Annotated in this window: 1 protein-coding gene (cut by both window edges); it reads left to right on the top strand. The window is 69.0% G+C overall.

All 18,551 nt of this window come from inside a single coding sequence — locus GM1_RS01455, non-ribosomal peptide synthase/polyketide synthase, on the top strand. Of the gene's 39,879 coding nucleotides, 3,381 precede the window and 17,947 follow it; the stretch shown corresponds to coding positions 3,382-21,932, spanning codon 1,128 (complete) through codon 7,311 (partial); the first codon wholly inside the window starts at position 1. Both codon boundaries (start and stop) fall beyond the window edges.

The raw sequence follows: 18,551 nt of genomic DNA, 5'->3' as shown, positions 1-18,551 counted from the left end.
CAGTCCGGCGCCGCGCTCTTCGCCGACCGCTTCGTCCGCGTCCTCGACGCCCTGACCGCGGATCCGAGCGCTGCGGTCGGCGGTGTGTCCGCGACAGGCTCCGACGAGCGAGCCGAACTCGACTCCTGGTCGGCCGGTCCGGCGCAGGACCGCGTGGAGCACACCGTCGACACGCTGCTCACCGCAGCGGTCGGGCAGAGTCCAGCCGCGATCGCGGTGCTCACCGAGCACTCGACGCTCACCTACGCCGAGTTCGGTGCTCGCGTCAACACGCTGGCTCGTGAACTGATCGGCGCCGGGGTGGGTCCGGACACCGCCGTCGGTGTTGTCATCGGCCGGTCGGCCGAACAGCTGATCGCCGTCCACGCGGTGATCGCGGCAGGCGGCCAGTACATCCCGATCGATCCGGACACTCCCGCCGCGCGTGTCGCAGACATGGTCGACGTCGCCGGTGTCACGACAGCTCTCGTCGGACCGGACGCGGCACAGCTTCCGTCGCACGTCAGCACCCGCCGAGTCGACGCGTCAGGTGACGCGCCGGCAGATCCGGGCCCGGTGACCGACGACGACCGCACGGCGCCGCTGCGCCCCGAGCATGCCGCGTACACCCTGTTCACGTCGGGATCAACGGGCGTGCCGAAGGGCGTCACCGTCTCCCATCGCGCGCTGGGGACACTCCTCACCTGGTTCGGCGGCACTCTCGGCGACCCCGCCGACGAGCGAGTCCTCGTCAAGACGCCGTTCACGTTCGACGCGTCCGTGTGGGAACTGTTCTGGCCGCTCACCTCCGGCGCGACCGCAGTGGTCGCCGGACCAGAGGGCCATCGCGACCCCGGCTACCTGCGGTGCCTCGTCGAGCAGACGTCCGCCACAACGGTCCAATTCGTCCCGTCGGTCCTCGCCGTGTTCCTCGAGGACGGCAGTGGAGACGTCTCCTCCCTGCGAACCGTGTTCACCGGCGGTGAGAGCCTCACCCCAGCTCTGCTCGACCGCGCACTGGCAAATCTGCCCGGCGCGTCGGTCGTCAACCAATACGGTCTCACCGAGGCCGCGGTCGACTCGACGACACGCACGTACCGCGAAGCCGCGGACGTCGTCACGATCGGTGCGCCCGCTCCCGGCTCCGGTGTGCTCATCCTCGATGCGCGTCTGCGCCCGGCGCTGCCCGGCGTCCGCGGCGAGCTGTACGTGACCGGTGATCAGCTCGCGCGCGGATACGCGTCCGCAGCGGAACTGACCGCGGCCCGATTCGTGGCGGACCCGTTCACCCCTGGGGCCCGGATGTACCGCACCGGCGACCTCGCGCGCTGGACGGCGTCCGGGGAGATCGAGTACCTCGGCCGCACCGACTTCCAAGTGAAACTCAACGGTCAGCGACTCGAACTCGAAGACGTCGAAGCCACGATCGCCGGTGCGCCGGGCGTGGCTCAGTGCGCGGCAGCCGTCGTCGGCGGCCCGGCGGGGGACCACCTCGTCGCGTATCTGACCGGTGTCGACGCCACCGGTCTGTCGTCGGTCAAGGAGTTCGCCGCCGACCGATTGCCCGTGTACATGCGCCCGACCGTGTGGACGCTCCTCGACGCTCTGCCGTTGGGCGCCTCCGGCAAGGTCGACCGATCCGCACTGCCCGCGCCCGAGGTGTCAGCAGCGGAGAGCGTCGCCGCCGACGGCGCGCAGGAAGAGGCAGTCGCCGCGGTCTTCGCCGAACTCCTCGGCGTCGCGACGGTGTCCGTCACCGAGTCGTTCTTCGACCTCGGCGGCAACTCGCTCGCCGCGATGCGGTTGGCGTCGCGCGTCTCGGAAGCACTCGGGGCACAAGTGTCGGTCCGGGACGTCTTCGACGCTCCGAGCGTTCGCGACCTCGTCGCGGTCGCCGCGTCGGCGTCCAAGGCACTGCCCGCGGTGACGGCCGTCGATCCGCGTCCCGCGATGATCCCGCTGTCGTTCCAGCAGCAGCGCATGTGGTTCATCAACCAGTTCGATCCGACGTCGCCCGCGTACAACATGCCGATCCCGCTGCGGGTGACCGGTGGACTCGACCTCGTCGCACTGCGTCGTGCCTTCGCGGACGTGATCGAGCGGCACGAGGTGCTGCGAACCGTATTCACCACCGTCGACGGGGCGCCCGTCCAACAGATCGGCGATGCGACCACCGCATTCGATGAACTCGACTTCGCGCTCGTCGACACCGCTGATCAACTCGCCGCAGCCGCGTCCACCGGCTTCGACGTGTCCGTCGACCGCCCGATCCGCGTCCGCGTACAGCGGGTGACCGACGATGAGCACGTCATCCTCACGGTCCTCCACCACATCGCGGCCGACGGCGAGTCGATGCGCCCGTTGGTGATCGATCTGTTCGCCGCATACGCGGCGCGCGTCGAAGGCGCCGTCCCCGAGCTCGGGTCGCTGCCGGTACAGGTGGCCGACGCCGCGCTGTGGCAGCACAGGGTTCTCGGTGATCCGTCAGATCAGGGCTCGGTGCTGCACCGTCAACTCGACTATTGGCGGACCGCCCTCGCCGACCTCCCCGACGTCCTCGATCTGCCGTCCGACCGGCCGCGACCCCAGGTGGCGTCCCAGCGGGGCGGGCAGATCGACTACACGATCCCCGCCGCGCTCGGCGACCGGATCCGTGAGGTCGCGCATCAGTCCGGCGTCACGCCGTTCATCGTGCTCCACGCGGGCCTCTCGGTGCTGCTTGCGAGGTTGTCGGCCACCGACGACATCGCGATCGGAGTGCCCGTCGCGGGCCGCGGCGACGCCGCGCTCGACGACGTGATCGGCATGTTCGTCAACACTCTCGTCCTTCGCGCGCAGATCGATCCGGCGACGCCGTTCGCCGACCTCCTCGGGGAACTGCGGACCGTCGACCTCACCGCGTTCGACAACGCAGATGTGCCCTTCGAAGTCCTCGTCGAGCACCTGGACCCGATCCGCTCGCAGGCGTTCGCGCCGCTCGCCCAGGTGTGGTTGTCGGTCAACGAGTCGAATGCCGCCGCGCGCCTCGACGGACACGAGGTCGCCGGCCTCGTCGTCGAACCGCTGGAAGCCGCTCCCGAACCCGCCAAGGTCGACCTGCTGTTCGGCGTCGATCTCGCGCCGACCGACCACGACTGGCACGGCTGGATCGCGTTCGCCGAAGACCTCTTCGACGGGCTCACGGTCCGAGTCTTCGCCGAACGCCTGGTCGACCTGCTCGACGGTCTGCTGACCGACGTGAATCGTCCCGTCGGTGATGCGGTGATCCTCACCGACGACGACGCCGCCGTCATCAACGAGATGTCGCAGGGATACGTGGTGGATCTGACCGATCCGCAACTCGCCGATCGACGCGTGGACGGAACACTCGCAGACCTGCTGCCCGGCGCAGTCGAACGCTTCGGCGACGAGATCGCCGTGGTCGGCGACGGCCGCGACCTCACGTACACCGAGCTGTTCGACCGAGTGAACGTGTTGGCCCGCGAGCTGATCGCAGCCGGAGTCGGCCCGGACGTCGCGGTCGGCATCGCCACGCCGCGGTCGCTCGAGATGGTGCTCGCGATCTATGCGGTGACCACCGCGGGCGGTCAGTACGTCCCCATCGCCGTCGATGCTCCCGCCGACCGGATCCGGTACATGCTCGACGTCTCCGGCGCCGCGGTGCTGCTGACCGCCGACCACACGCCGATCCCGGCGGCGCACGACGCCGCGGACGCCGCCGGACTGACGCGCATCGCGATCAGCGCGACGGCGCCCCTGAGTGCGGCCCGAGGAGCGATCACCGACACCGACCGCCTCGCGCCGCTGCGCCTCGACAATGCGGCGTACACGCTGTTCACATCGGGGTCCACCGGACTGCCTAAGGGCGTCACGGTGTCGCACCGATCGGTGATGTCACAGCTGACGTTCGACCAGGACTTCTATTCGTTCGAGAACTCGGACGTGTACCTGCAGGTCCTCGACTACACCTTCGACCCGTCCGTCCTCGAGTTCTTCCGCCTGGCCTTCGACGGCGGTCGGATGATCATGATGAAGCCCGGCGAGCACCGCGACCCATGGGCACTGCAGCAGTACATCGTCGATCACCGGGTCACCTCGATCGTCCTCGTCCCGTCGATGCTCGCGTCGATGGTCCGAGAGCTCGGTGCGGGCGACTGGATGTCGAGTGTTCGCTACGTGCACACCGGTGGCGAGGCCCTCAGCCCCGCCGGAGCCGAAGCAGTCTTCGCGAACTGGCCTCACCTGCAGTTGTTCAACCAGTACGGGCCGACTGAGGCCACGATCTATGCGACGATCGCGAACATCCGCCAGGGCGAGGCGACGGTGCCGATCGGTGTGCCCGCGTGGCACACCACCGGCCACATCCTCGATTCCCGTCTCCAACCGGTTCCCGTCGGTGTGCAGGGCGAGCTGTATCTCGGTGGCGATCACGTGGCGCGCGGATATGCACGACGTCCCGAATTGACGGCCGAGAGGTTCGTCGCCGATCCGTTCGGCGAACCGGGTGAGCGCCTGTACCGCACCGGCGACCAGGCGATGTGGAACCCGAACGGCGAGATCGAATACCTCGGCCGCAACGACTTCCAGGTGAAACTGCGTGGTCAGCGCATCGAGCCGGGTGAGATCGAGGCGGTCCTCGCCGCAGCACCGGGCGTGCTGCACGCGGCGGTCACCGTCGCCGCCACTCCCACCGGCGGTGACGTCCTCGTCGCGTACATCGCAGGCGACACCGACCGACCAGCGCTCGAGGCGTACGCCGCAGAGAAACTGATGGCGTACATGCAGCCGTCGCTGTGGATGATCGTCGACGAGATGCCGCTGAGCACGGCGGGCAAGGTGGACCGCAAGGCACTGCCCGCGCCCGACTTCGCGGGCATGCAGCAGGGATACGTCGAACCGGTCGGCGACGCGGAGCGGACGCTCGCGGCGATCGTCGCGGGTCTGCTGGGGCTCGACCGGGTCAGCGTCACCGAGAGTTTCTTCGCACTCGGCGGCGACTCGATCATGTCGATCCAGCTCGCATCCGGCGCCCGTGCGGCCGGGCTGGACCTGTCGCCCAGGGAGATCTTCGAACTCCGCACAGTCCGGGCGATGGCCGAGGCAGTCGCCGACGGCACCGGACTCGAACCCCTCGACGAGCCGCTCGGCGGCGGCCGTGGACTCCTTCCGCTGCCGGTCGGCGCCGCGTGGATGATCGAACACGCCGACACCGCATCCGACTTCGCGGACTTCTCGCAGTCGATGGTGCTGCGGGCTCCTGCGGGCATCACCGTCGACGAGGTCGCCGTCCTGCTGGACGCCGTCGTCGCCGCACACCCGATGCTGTCGTCGACGCTGCACACCGACGCGCTCGGCGACTGGGTGCTCAAGGCCGGAGGCGGATTCGATCCGGCCGCCGCCGTCACCGCCCATCCCACCGACGCCGCCGTCGGCACTTCTGCGTTCGGTGACGCGCTCACCGCGGCGTTCACACAGGCGAGCGCCGACCTCGACCCGGAGACCGGTCGGCTCGTCCGCGCCGCGCTCGTCTCTGACCCCTCCGGCGCGGGCCGCCTGGTCGTCGTGATCCATCACCTCGGCGTGGACGCCGTCTCGTGGCGCGCGATCATCGAAGACCTCGTCACCGCACGCGCGCAGCAGGCCGACGGCCGCCCGATCGATCTGCGCGCGCAGGCCACATCCGCGCGGGCCTGGACGACGGCCCTCGTCGACCGCGCCGACCGCCATCACACTGAGCTGGACTTCTGGCTGGACCGCTCGCCCGAGCAGACCACCGACTTCGGGACTCCTCTCGACCGTGCACGCGACCGTGTCGCGACCACCGCGTCGCAGGTCCACACGGTGCCGTCGGCTGTCACCGAGGCGCTGCTCACCACCGTTCCCGAAGCGTTCCACACCGGTGTCGACGACGCCCTGCTCGCCGCGCTCGGCCGCGCTGTCCGCGACTGGCAGTCCGCGCGCGACATCACCGACGATGCGCCCGTCACCGTCCTCGTCGAAGGACACGGCCGATACGAGGAGACCGTCGAGCGCGGCGCCGACCCGCGACGCGCGGATCTCTCAAGGACCGTCGGTTGGTTCACCAGCATCGCGCCCGTCCGTCTGCCGGACGCCGACGACGCGGTTCACGCGGTGAAGGCGGTCAAGGAGGAGCTGCGTGCCCGCCCCGAGCACGGGATCGGGTACGGCGTGCTCCGCTATCGGCACCACACCGAGTTGGCGAAGCGCCCGCTTCCGGCCGTGTCGTTCAATTACCTCGGCAATGTCGCCGGCGAGACGGCGGGGGACAGCGCAGTCGATCTGCTGCCCGACACCGCCGCACCACGACTGCCTGCCACGGTCTCCGGAGGCATGGCGACGTCGTCGGTCCTCAACATCACGGTCGGAACCGGCGCAGGCACCGCCGGTCGCGAGTTCTCCATCGAGATCGCCCACCCGACCGCGGTGCTCGACGAGGCGGCCGTCGCCGACCTCGCCGACCGGTGGATCGCCGAGCTGACCACGATCACCGAGGCGGTCGCCGACGGCGACGTCGGCCTCTCGCCGTCCGACGTCCCCGGCGCCGCGCTCACGCAGGCCGACCTCGACCATGTCGCGCAACGTCATCCGGGGGCGACGATCTGGCCGCTGACTGCGCTGCAACACGGCCTTCACTTCCAGGCCGAGCTCGCCGAAGCAGGCCGCGATGAGGGCGCCGTCGACGTGTACGTCGCGCAGTCCGTCATCACGCTCGGCGGCGACGTCGACGTGCAACGGCTGCAGGACGCCTCGCGCGGACTGCTCGCGCGCCACGCGGTGCTGCGATCGTCGTACCTCCGGACTCCGAGCGGCGCCGTCGCAGCGGTGGTCCCCGAGACCGTCGACGTGCCGTGGACCGTGGTCGACGGTGGCCCCGAGAGCGTCGAGGCGCTGGCCGCCGCCGAGCGGGTGAAACCGTTCGACCTGTCGCATGCGCCGCTCATCCGCTTCGTGCTGGTGAACGGTGCCGACAGCCGGCACCTCATCGTCACCAACCACCACATCGTGCTCGACGGCTGGTCGGGACCGTTGGTGCTCGCCGACATGCTTGCGCTCTACGCCACCGGTGGCACGTTCACCGAGACCACCGGCGTCACTGCCGACTTCGGCGACTACCTGGCCTATCTCGCGACGGCCGACAAGGCAGACGGCCTCGCGGCCTGGGCGCCAGTGCTCGCGGGAGCGACCAACCCGACTATCGTCGCTCCCGGCAGGCAGGCCACCGCGGCTGACCTCCCGCGGGATCGGTCCGTCCTGCTCGACGAGAAGCTCACCGCCGAGATCGGCGAGTTCGCACGCCGGCGCGGCGTCACCACGTCGACGGTCCTGCAGTTCGCGTGGGGAGTGCTGCTGTCGCGAATCACCGGCACGCAGACCGTCGCGTTCGGTGAGACCGTGTCCGGACGCCCCGCCGACCTTTCCGGCGTCGAATCGATCGTCGGCCTGTTCATCAACACGCTTCCGGTCGTCGTCGACGTAGACCCGACCGCCTCCATCGCCGACGTGATCAGCCGTCTGCAGGCGGCGAAGGTCTCGGTGCTCGACCACCAGCACCTCGGTCTGCCTGAACTGCTGTCGCTGACCGGTGGCGGACAGTTGTTCGACACGCTCGCCGTCCACGAGTCGTACCCGGTCAACACCGAGTCGCTCACCGGACGAGACCTCGGCGGGCTGACCGTCGACGGTGTCGACGTGGTCGACGCGACCCACTACCCGCTGACTCTGGTCACCGGCGAGGCGGGCGCATCCATCGAGGTGAAGCTGAAGTATCTGCCGTCGGCATTCGACGACGCGCAGGCGGAGGTCTTCGTGGAGGCGTTGCGTCGGATCCTGGCAGCTGTGGTGGCCGATCCTGATGTACCCGTCGTGTCGATTGGTCTTGCCGATCAGTCGGGTTATGTCGATTCGTTGGTCGCGCCGGTGGTGGCGACGGTGAATGCTGGTCGGAGTCTGGTGGATCTGTTCGCCGACTCGGTTGTCGCGTTCGGTGCGAATCGTGCGGTGTCGGACGGGTCTGTGTCGGTGGATTACGCGGAGTTGGATGCGCGGTCGTCGGCGATCGCTGCGTCGTTGCGGGCCACGGGTGTGCTTCCGGGGGATCTGGTGGCGGTGGCGACGGGTCGTGGTGTCGACCTCGCGGCGTCGATCCTGGGTGTCCTCAAGGTGGGTGCGGCGTACCTGCCGTTGGACACGACGAACCCGGAGGATCGTCTGCGGTTCATCGTGGAGGATGCATTGCCGTCGGCGGTGATCGTCGACGGTGAGACCGCTGGACTGGATCTGTGGCTGTCCCTTCCGCCGCAGGTGGTTGTCGTTTCGGTCGACGATCTGATGTCGCAGGGGACAGGTGTCTCGTTCGCCGCGGCACCGATCTCGGCGGATGCGCGTGCCTACGTGATCTACACGTCCGGTTCGACGGGGCGCCCCAAGGGTGTGGAGGTGACTCACCGAGACGTCGTGACGTTGATGGACTCGGCGGCCGGCGACTTCGATTTCCGGTCGTCTGACGTGTGGACGATGTTCCATTCGTACGCGTTCGATTTCTCGGTGTGGGAGCTGTGGGGGCCGCTGCTGTCCGGTGGCGCCCTGGTGATCGTGGATCGTCTGCTGGCGCGGGATCCGGTGGCGTTCCTGCGGTTGTGCGCGGACGAGGGTGTGACGGTGTTGTCGCAGACTCCGTCGGCGTTCTACCAGTTCGCGCAGGCTCGTCGGGAGGCCGGCGGGCTGGAGATGGCGTTGCGGTACGTCGTGTTCGGCGGCGAGGAGCTCAACTTCGAGTACGTCCGCCGTTGGTTCGACGATTTCCCCGCCGACCCGGCGGTCCTGGTGAACATGTACGGCATCACCGAGACGACGGTGCATGTGACGTTCCGTGAGCTCGATCCGGCGACTGTTCGTGCTGACGACGCGTCGTTCGTGGGTCGTCCGTTGGCGTCGCTTGGACTGCACATCTTGGATTCACGGTTGCGGCCGGTGCCTGCCGGTGTTGTCGGTGAGATGTATGTGACCGGTGGTCAGCTGGCGCAGGGGTATCTGAATCGGCCGGGTCTGTCGGCGGAGCGGTTCGTGGCGAATCCGTTCGGCCCGGGCGGGTCGCGGATGTACCGGACCGGTGACCTCGCGAAGCGCGTCGGCGACGATGTCGTGTATCTGGGGCGCGGCGATTCGCAGGTGCAGTTGCGCGGCTATCGCATCGAGTACGGCGAGATCGAGGCCGCGATGCTGACCGCGGACGGTGTGACCGGTGCCGCGGCATCGGTGGTGGAGATGACGGGCCGCGGGGAGCAGCTCGTCGGGTACGTGGTGCTCGGTGAGGGTGCGGAACTGGATTCGTCGGCCGTTCGGGCGAGTGTGGGGCGTGCTGTCCCGGCCTATATGGTTCCGGACCTGGTTGTCGCCGTCGACGGATTGCCGTTGACGGGGAACGGCAAGCTCGATCGTGGGGCGTTGCCGGTGCCTGATGCCGGTGACGTGCACGAGGAGTTCGTCGCGCCTGCTGATTCTCGTGAGGCCGCGGTCGCCGCTGTCTTCGCGGAGGTGTTGGGCCTCGAGCAGGTCGGTGTGACGACGAGCTTCTTCGATCTGGGTGGCAATTCGTTGTCCGCGACGCGTCTTGCGGCGCGGTCGGCGGATGTGCTGGGCTCTGCGGTGTCGGTGCGTGATGTGTTCGCGGCTCCGACGGTGCGGGATCTGGTCGTCGCGACGGCGGGCAATGCCGCTGCGTTGCCGCCGGTGACCGCTGTGGTTCCGCGTCCCGACGTGATCCCGCTATCGTTCGCGCAGACGCGCATGTGGTTCATCAACCAGCTCGAACCCGGCACCGCGACGTACAACATCCCGGCTCTGCTGGCGATCACCGGCGACCTGGACGTCGACGCGTTGCGCGCTGCGCTCGCCGACGTCGTCGCACGCCACGAGACCCTTCGCACCACGTATCCGTCGCATCGCGGTGAACCGCGCCAGCAGGTCCACGACGTCGCCGAGATCTCTGCGAGACTCGACTTCGCCGTCGTCGATCGGGGCGGCGTGGAGCAGGCGGTCACGTCCGGCTTCGACGTGACGACCGACTGGCCGATGCGAGTCCGGTGGTCACCTGCGGACGGCGTCCTCGCCGTCGTCGTGCACCACATCGCGACCGACGGCGAATCGATGCCGCCGCTCGTCGCCGACGTGCTCGCGGCCTACGTGGCACGGGCGCAGGGCGTCGCGCCGGCATTCTCGCCGCTCCCGGTGCAGATGGCCGACGTCGCGATCTGGCAGCACGACGTGCTCGGCTCCGCCACCGATCCCTCTTCGGTGGTCTCCGACCAGCTCGGATTCTGGCGAGAGCAGCTCGACGGCCTTCCCGACGTGCTCGAACTGCCCGCGGACCGGCACCGTCCGGCCGTCGCGTCCGGTGTCGGGTCCGTGGTCGACTTCGCGATCGACGAGGCCCTCGCGAAACAGATCACCGACGTCGCCGCGCAGCACGGCGCGACCCCGTTCATGGTCCTGCACGCTGCGCTCGCCGTGCTCCTGGCCCGACTGTCGGCCACCGACGACATCGCTGTGGCGACACCGGTCGCCGGCCGCGGTCAGGCCGAGTTGGACGGCTTGGTCGGCATGTTCGTGAACACGCTGATCCTCCGCACCTCGGTCGACACGGCGAGGGGCTTCGCCGACCTGCTCGACCAGGTCCGCGCCGCCGACCTCGACGCGCTCGCGAACGCCGACGTGCCGTTCGAGGCCGTCGTCGAAGCGGTGAACCCGACCCGATCGCAGGCGTTCGCGCCGCTCGCCCAGGTCTTGCTCACCTTCGAACAAGGTGCATCGGGAGCATCGGGCGCCACGTCGCTTCCCGGCCTCACCGTGGAGCCGGTGATGCTGACCGACCTACCCGCCCAGCGCGACCTGACGATCACCGTCAGCGACCGCGGCGTCGGCGACTGGCATGGCCAGATCGTCTACGCGCGCGACCTGTTCGACCCGGCGACCGTTGAACTGTTCGTGGCCCGCCTCACCACGATCCTCCGCGAATCACTCCGAGATGTGAACGGACCCGTCGGCGACGTCGACCTCGTGACCGACGCCGAGCTCTGGACGCTGTCCGGCGCGTCCGAGGGACACGTCGTGGACGTGCAGCGCATCGTCGAATCCGAGCCCGACGTCGCCAGCCTGCTCACCGCGGACGGCCGAGCGACCGTCGCCGAGGCAGTCGAGGCGGGACTCGCCGTCGACGCCGCGCGTCCCGCGGTCGTCTTCGGCGACCGTGAGGTCTCGTCCGCAGAGTTCCGCGCCCGCGTCAATGTGCTCGCGCGCCGCCTCATCGGCGAAGGCGTCGGTCCCGACGTCGCGGTCGGCGTGTGCATCGACCGCAGTGTCGAGATGCTTACCGCCATCCACGCGATCGTGGTGGCAGGCGGACAGTACGTGCCCATCGACACGAACGCACCGGCCGAACGCGCGCGCTACATGCTCGAGACGGCGGGCGCCACGACCCTCCTGGTGAGCGACCCCGCAGCGGTCTCCGATGTGATCGTCGGTGCCGCCGAGGCAGGCGCACGTCTGATCCGCGTGGAGCAGACCACCGACGTCGACCTGGACACTCCGCTGGTCACGGATGTCGAGCGGATCGCCCCGATCCGCCCCGACTCGGCCATGTACACGCTCTTCACCTCGGGCTCCACCGGGCGCCCGAAGGGCGTCACGGTGACGCACCGAGCGGCGCTGAACCGCCTCGTGTGGATGCGCGACGACTACCCGATCGACCACAACAGCGTGTTCCTGCAGAAGACACCGATCACGTTCGACGTGTCAGTGTGGGAGCTGTTCCTGCCCGCGATGGTGGGCGCACAACTCGTGATCGCCGAGCCGGGGCGACACGGTGAACCCGACTACGTCGCCGAACTGATCCGGTCGACGGGCACCTCGGTGGTCCACTTCGTTCCGTCCATGCTGTCGGCGTTCAACGACGTCGTCGGACAATCGCTGAGCACGTTGGAGTCGCTGCGCCTGGTGTTCACCTCGGGTGAAGCGTTGACGGCTGCGGCCGCGGCACCGCTGTTCGCGGCGTTGCCGGAGGTGGAACTTCACAACCTCTACGGCCCGACCGAAGCCGCCGTCGACGTGACGGCGCACCGGGTGGCACCGTCGGACGACGTGGTGCCGATCGGCCGGCCCGTCGCGAACACCACCACATGGGTCCTGGACCACCGTCTTCAGGCGGTCCCCGAAGGCGTTCCGGGAGAGCTGTATCTCGGCGGCGTCCAACTCGCGCGCGCCTACGCTGCACGCGCCGACCTCACCGCCGAGCGGTTCGTCGCGAATCCGTTCAGCGAGGACGGCGACCGTCTCTACCGCACCGGCGACCTGGTGCGGTGGGACGCGGGCCGTATCGAATACCTGGGCCGTACCGACTTCCAGGTGAAGCTGCGCGGCCAGCGCCTCGAACTCGGCGAAGTCGAGGCCGTCGTCGCATCGGCTCCGGGTGTCGTCCACGCCGCGGCGACCGTCGTCAACACCGGTGCAGGACAGGTGCTCGTCGGCTACATCGCACCGTCGACAGTTGATCTCGACGCGGTGATCGCCACCGTCGACCAGGCGCTTCCCGAGTACATGCGCCCGACGCACTGGGTGAGCATCGACGCGATGCCGCTCAACTCGGCAGGCAAGGTCGCACGCCGGGAACTGCCCGAACCCGAGTTCGGGACCGTCGACGCCGTCGAGCCCGCCACTGCGGACGAGGCGACCATCGCGCAGGTGTTCGCCGAGATCCTCGGCCTCGAGACCGTGTCGGTCACCGCGTCGTTCTTCGATCTCGGCGGCAACTCGCTCGCCGCGACTCGGATCGCCGCGCGGGTGGGGGAGGCGCTCGGCGTCGACGTCTCCGTCCGTGACGTGTTCGATGCGCCGTCGGTCAGAGAACTGGCCACCGCTGTCGCGGGCCTGGCGCCCGCACTTCCACCGGTCACCGCCGTGTCGCCGCGTCCCGCGCACATCCCGCTGTCGTTCGCCCAGCAGCGCATGTGGTTCATCAACCAGTTCGACCCGGACGTCGCGACATACAACATCCCGTCGGTGATGCGGCTGCGAGGGCGCCTCGACGACGCGGCATTGCGTGCCGCGTTCGTGGCGCTGGTCGAACGCCACGAGATCCTGCGCACCACGTTCCCGTCCGTCGACGGAACACCCGCCCAGGTGATCCACCCGGTCGGCGACATCGCCGCGAAGCTCGATTTCGAGGTCGTCGCGAGCCTCGCGGAGCTCGAGGCCGCTGTGGGAACCGGATTCGACGTCACCGTCGACTGGCCGCTGCGTGTCCGCATCTGGCACGTCTCCGCCGACGAGTGCGTGCTCGCCGTCGTCGCACACCACATCGCGGCAGACGGTGAATCGACCACACCGCTGATCACCGACGTCCTCACCGCGTACGCGGGTGCGCCGTTCACGCCGCTGGACGTGCAGTTCGCCGACTACGCGATCTGGCAGCACGAGTCGCTCGGCGACCCGTCCGACACCACGAGCGTCGCCGGACGACAACTCGACTACTGGCGGACACAGCTCGCGGGACTTCCGGACGTCCTTGATCTGCCTGCGGACCGTCCACGCCCGCAGACCGCGTCGCAGTCGGGCGCTCATTCGTCGTTCACTGTGCCCGCGGAGCTCGCGTCGCGCATCGAGTCGATCGCGTCGACGACGGGGACAACCCCGTTCATGGTGCTGCACGCAGCGCTCAGCGTGCTCCTCTCGCGTCTCACCGCGACCGACGACATCGCCGTCGCCACCCCTGTCGCCGGTCGTGGACAAGCTGCTGTCGATCCGCTGATCGGCATGTTCGTGAACACGTTGGTTCTGCGGTCCCGTATCGACCCGACTGCGTCGTTCACTGAGCTTCTCGCACAGGTCCGAGTCACCGATCTCGATGCGTTCGGCAACGCCGACGTGCCGTTCGAAGTGATCGTCGACGCCGCCGACCCCGTCAGAAGCGAGGCGTTCGCGCCGCTGGCCCAGGTGATGCTCGGTCTCGACCAGCAGCGCGCCGGCGACGTCATCGAGGCGCCCGGCGGCCTGACCGTGGAACCTGTCGACCCGCCGTCGATCGCGGCACAGCTGGACCTCGCCGTCCACGTCGCCGCGGCTCCCGAGTCCGACTGGGTCGGAACTCTGGTCTACGCCACAGATCTCTTCGACGCCGCCACGATGGACCGGTTCGGCAGTCGGTTCGTCCGACTCCTCGACGGACTCTGCGCCGATCCCGATGCGGCGATCGCCGATGCGCCGATCATCGACGACGCAGATCGGGCGACCGCCGTCGCCGGCGGCGTCGGACCGGCAGTGGGTGTCGCGGACTCGACACTCGCCGACGCCGTCGCAGCCCAGATCGAACGGACACCGGACGCGACGGCCGTCGAGTTCGAGGGGCGGAGTGTCTCGTACGCCGAACTCGGCTCACGAGTGTCGACTCTGGCCCGGGACCTCATCAAGGCAGGGGTCGGACCGGACACCGCCGTCGCGATCTGCATCGACCGCGGCGTCGAGATGATGGTCGCGATCCACGCGGTGATCGCGGCGGGCGGCCAGTACGTGCCCGTCGACACCGCCGCGCCGACCGACCGCGCCCGGTACATGATCGAGACGTCACAGGCCCGGGTCCTCCTCGTCGCGGCAGACAACCCGGTCACCGACGTCGTCTTCGCCGCGGCGGAGTCGGGCGCACGCCTGATCAGGGTGGACACGCGAGGTCCCGTCGACGATTCGACGCCACCGGTCTCAGACTCCGAACGCGTGTCGGCGCTGCGGCCCGACAACGCGGCGTACACGCTGTTCACCTCCGGCTCCACGGGCCGTCCGAAGGGCGTCACCGTGTCCCACCGGGCAATCCTCAACCGACTCCGTTGGGGACTGGCCGAGTTCCCGTGGGGACCGTCGGACCGGGTGATCCAGAAGACGCCGTACACGTTCGACGTGTCGGTGCCCGAACTGTTCGGACCGCTGGTCGCCGGCGCGACGGTGATCGTCGCCCGCCCAGGCGGGCACACCGATCCCGACTACATCACCGACCTGCTCGAGCAGTCCGCGGCGACGTCCGTGCACTTCGTGCCGTCGATGCTGGCCGTGTACCTCGACGTGACCGCACAGGAGCGGCTCGACCGCCTCACGTCGCTGAAATGGCTGTTCGCCTCCGGTGAGGCACTGCCTCCGGCCGTTGTTGCTCGCGCACATCGCGCGCTGCCGAACGTCGGCATCCACAACCTGTTCGGACCGACAGAAGCCGCAGTCGAGGTCACCTGGGCGGACGTCACCGACGCGCCCGAGCTCGTCATGATCGGTCGGCCGGTGTGGAACACGTCCGCCCACGTCCTCGACGCGCGTCTGCGGCCTGTGCCCGAAGGCGTCCCCGGTGAGCTGTACCTCGGCGGAGTCCAGGTGGCGCGCGGCTACGCCGCGCAGCCGGGACTGTCCGCCGAACGCTTCGTCGCAGATCCGCTCGGCGAGCCCGGCTCGCGCCTGTACCGAACCGGCGACCTGGTGCGCAGGACATCCGGCGGCGATATCGAGTACCTCGGACGCACCGACTTCCAGGTGAAATTGCGTGGTCAGCGCATCGAGCTCGGGGAGATCGAATCCGTGCTGGCGGCTGCGCCCGGCGTGGTCCACGCTGCGGCCACCGTTGCGACGGCGCCGACCGGTGCGGAGCACCTCGTCGCCTACATCTCGCCGGCCACCGTCGACCTCGATGCGGTACGCGACGCCGTCGCGCATCGTCTGCCCGAGTACATGCGGCCGTCTGTCTGGACGGTTCTGGAGGACATCGCTCTCAACTCGGCGGGCAAGATCGACCGCCGCGCTCTGCCGCAGCCCGACTTCACGGTCGACGAGGCCGAACACGTCGCTCCGGTCGGCGATGTCGAGACACGTCTCGCCGCGGTTGTCGCAGGCGTCATGGGACTCGAGAAGGTCAGTGTCACCGAGAGCTTCTTCGCGCTCGGCGGCGACTCGATCATGTCGATTCAGTTGGCGTCCGCCGCGCGTGCCGCGGGACTCGACCTCTCGCCCCGCGAGATCTTCGAGCACCGTACCGTCCGCGACATGGCGGTGGCAGTCGGCGCCGGCGCAGCAGTGGCCCCGATGCTTCCGGAACTGCCCGGTGCGGGCCGCGGCGCTGCCGTGATCCCACCCGTCGTGTCGTGGATGATCGAACACGCCGAGACTCCGAGCGACTTCGCGGACTTCTCTCAGACCGCCGTCGTCACCGCACCCGAGAATCTGGATCGGGCCGATCTCGAACGACTCCTCGATGCGGTCGTGACCGCACATCCGATGTTGTCTGCGCAGCTCAGCGATGCCTCCGGTATGTGGGAGCTGACAGCGGGCACTGAGTTCGACCCGTCCGCAGCGGTGACGCAGCAACGGGTCGACGCGGTGGTCGGCACGGCCGACTACAACGCAGAGCTCCTGCGGGCGCACGCGGGAGCAGCCGGGCGACTGGACCCGGCGGCCGGCGCACTCGTGCAGGCCGTCCACGTCGTGGATCCGAGCGGTGCGGGCCGGGTGGTCCTGGTGATCCACCACCTGGGCGTCGACGCCGTGTCGTGGCAGTCCGTCATCGAAGATCTCGTCACCGGGTGGGCGCAGTTCACCGAGACGGGGTCGATCGATCTCCGCCCGGAGGGCACCTCCGCCCGTGCGTGGTCCGCGGCTCTCGCCGACCAGGCCCATGACCGGAACTCCGAGGTGGAGTACTGGCTCGATCGAGTGCCCACTGCGCCGACCTCGTTCGGAAGTCCGCTCGATCGGACGCGCGACCGCGAGGCGACCGCCGAGAACGTCCTTCACACCCTGCCTGTCGAGCTCACCGAGAAGATCCTCGGCGCAGTGCCAGAGGCCCTCGGCGGCAGCGTCGACGACGTTCTGCTCGGTGCGCTCGCGCGTGCCGTCCGCGGATGGCAGAACGACCGCGGAATCGCCGACCACGGGCCCGTCGGAGTGCTTCGCGAAGCGCACGGTCGTACCGAGGAACTCCTCGCGACCGGGCCGCGGCCCCATCGCGCCGACCTGTCACGCACCGTCGGCTGGTTCACGACGATCGCGCCGATGATCGTCGACCCGTCCACCGACGTCGTCCACGCGATGAAGGCGGCCAAGGAGGAACGCCTCGGAAGGCCCGACGCCGGAGTCGGGTTCGGTCTGCTCCGCTATCTCGCCGACACCGACCTCGCACAGCGTCCACTGCCGTCGATCCTGTTCAACTTCCTCGGCGCGGGCACAGCAGGCTCTCCCGCGCCTGCGGTCGAACTGCCTTTCATGAGCACCGACTCGCCTGCCTTCCCCGCGACTGTCAGCGGCGGCATGGTGTCACTGGCCGCGTTGACGATCAATGCGGGCACGTCGTCGAGCGCGGACGGTCGTGCCGTCTGGGCCGACTTCCGCTTCCCGAACGCGGTGCTCGACGCGGACGACGTACGCAACATCGCACGCCGCTGGGAGAACGAACTCGCCGCGGCCGCCGGCATCGTCGACGGCGGCACCGAACTCGGCCTGTCGCCGTCCGACGTTCCGGGCGCGCGACTGACCCAACACGACCTCGATGTGCTCTCCGCCGCCCACCCCGGCGCGGACATCTGGTCGCTTGCGCCCCTGCAGCGTGGCCTGTACTTCCAATCGCAGTTCACCAGTGATGATGCCGTCGACGTGTACGTCGTGCAGACCGTCCTCGAACTCGGCGGTCGGATCGACACCGACAGGCTCCACGACGCGGCCCGTGCGCTGCTCGCACGTCATCGAGTTCTTCGATCCGGCTACGTGCCGGTCCCGAGCGGTGAAGTCGTGGCCGTGGTCGATCCGATCGTCGAGCCGGGATGGACCGAGATCGACCTCGGCGAGGCCGCACCCGAATCGGTCGCCGCAGCCATCGACGAGATCCGGGACGCCGAACGTCTTCGGCCGTTCGACCTCGCATCACCGCCTCTCCTGCGTGTTGTGCTCGTGCGTCACGGCGGCGTCGCGACGCTTGTCGTCACCAATCACCACATCCTGCTCGACGGCTGGTCGGGCCCGCTCGCCATGGCGGATCTGCTCGCCCTCTACGCCACCGGGGACACGTTCACAGCTCAGCAGTCGGTCGGGACGGTTGGCGACTTCGCGGACTTCCTGGCACTGCTCGCCGAGCGAGACCGGGCGGCAGGCGTCCAGGCCTGGCGGGAGCTCCTCAGCGCGGTCGAGGGGCCGACACTCGTCACCACCGACGCCGAAGTCACGGCAGACAGTCAGCCGGAGGAGGTCGGAGTTGTTCTCGACGCCGAGGCCTCCGGTGCCGTCGAGGCGGCGGCCCGTGAGCACGGTGTCACGTTCGCGACAGTTCTCCAGTTCGCCTGGGGCGTCCTGCTGTCACGGCTCACCGGAAACCAGGTCGTCACCTTCGGTGAGACGGTGTCAGGCCGGCCGAGTGACTTGGCCGGTGTCGATTCGATGCTCGGACTGTTCATCAACACGCTTCCAGTCGTCGTGGACCTCGATCCGTCGAAGTCGATCGGCGACGCACTCGCGGCCTTGCAGCACGACAAGGTGTCGGTGCT

Source organism: Gordonia malaquae NBRC 108250 (assembly GCF_000344135.1).
GTDB lineage: Bacteria > Actinomycetota > Actinomycetes > Mycobacteriales > Mycobacteriaceae > Gordonia > Gordonia malaquae.
The sequence above is the reverse complement of the archived record's forward strand: the minus strand, read 5'-3'. Positions and strand labels throughout refer to the sequence as shown.